The following is a 1,388-nucleotide window of genomic DNA, read 5'->3' as shown; positions in this document are numbered from 1 at the left end:
GGGAGTGTAATTTAAACTGTGTCATTTCCATATTTCAATTTACTGGCCCTTTTGCTGTTCTGGTGTGAGCCCTTACGGCAAAAGGGCCAAACTCTTAAAGCGCGTTTCACTTCAAGTCCAGCTGCATCCTGTCGCCAAACCAGATGGAGAGCTGCTGGGCTGTCTGGCTCCAGTTGGCAAGGGGCATGACCCACTTTTTGCTGATGTTCTGGTGAGACAGGTAAATCAGTTTCAGGAGGGCCATATCCGAGGGGAAAGCCCCCTTGGTCTTGGTCACCTTCCTGACCTGGCGGTGGAAGCCCTCGATGGTGTTGGTGGTGTAGATGAGCTTCCTTATCTGCTCGGTATACTTGAAGTACGCGCTGAGCCTGTCCCAGTTTCGCTGCCAACTCTCCAGCACCTTCGGGTACTTTCTGCCCCACTTCTCCTCTAGCTCCAACAGGCGCAGTTCAGCCAGTTCTTTTGTCTCGGCCCGGTACACTGGCTTGAGGTCCCGCATGAACTCCTTCTGATCCTTGGAGCCCACATACTTCATGCTGTTTCGTATCTGATGCACGATGCAACTCTGCACCTCGGTTTGCGGGAAGACGCTGCTGATGGCCTCGGCAAAGCCCTTAAGGTTATCGATGCAGGCGATGAGCATGTCGGTGACGCCCCGCTGCTGCAGGTCCGTGAGCACCGAGAGCCAGAAGGTGGCTCCCTCGCTTTCCGATACGTACACGCCCAGCAGCTCCTTGTGGCCGTGGTGGTCGATGCCCAGGATGTTGTAAACGGCCCGTGAGACAACGCGGCCCTCCTGCCGCACCTTATAGTGCATGGCGTCGAGCCAGACGATGCAGTAGAGTCTGTCCAGCGGCCTTGCCTGCCACTCCTTTACCTGGGGAACGATCTTTTCGGTAAGAGCGGCTAAGGTGTCGTGGGAGATGTCCATGTCGTACATCTCCTTCAAATGAGCAGAGATGTCGCGAAGGCTCATGCCCAATCCGTACATGCTCAGAATGCGCGGCTCCAGGTTCTCGGCCAGCACCGTCTCCCGCTTCCGGATGATCTGCGGCTCGAAGCTTGAAGAGCGGTCACGGGATGACTCCACCTCGATCACCCCGTCCGAGGTGCGGACTTGCTTGCTTACTTTGCCGTTGCGGCGGTTGCCTGTCGCTCGCTGCTCGGCGTCAAGGTGCAGGTCCATCTCCGCCTCCAGGGCGGCTTCCAGAAAGTGCTTCAGCAGGGGGCCAAGCGCGCCGTCTTTGCCAAAGGTGGGTTTGCCGCTCCTGAACTCTTCCAGGAACTGGCGCTTGATCTTTTCCAGATCCAGCTCGTTTTTCTCTTCCATGTTGACTGTGTTAAAGGTAATACTCCTAATCCTTTGACACAGTTTGTTTTACAGCCTC

At 56.1% G+C, this 1,388-nt stretch carries 1 protein-coding gene; it reads right to left on the bottom strand.

The features are described 5' to 3' along the window. Window positions 1–106 precede the first annotated feature (106 nt). Window positions 107–1,330: an IS256 family transposase gene (locus LN893_RS20370; protein ID WP_229973252.1), complete on the bottom strand. Its 1,224-nt coding sequence runs from the start codon at window positions 1,328–1,330 to the stop codon at window positions 107–109. Window positions 1,331–1,388 lie beyond the last annotated feature (58 nt).

The organism is Pontibacter harenae (genome assembly GCF_020907245.1).
GTDB lineage: Bacteria > Bacteroidota > Bacteroidia > Cytophagales > Hymenobacteraceae > Pontibacter > Pontibacter harenae.
Note: the sequence above shows the minus strand (reverse complement) of the source record. Positions and strands in the feature narration are given on the sequence as shown.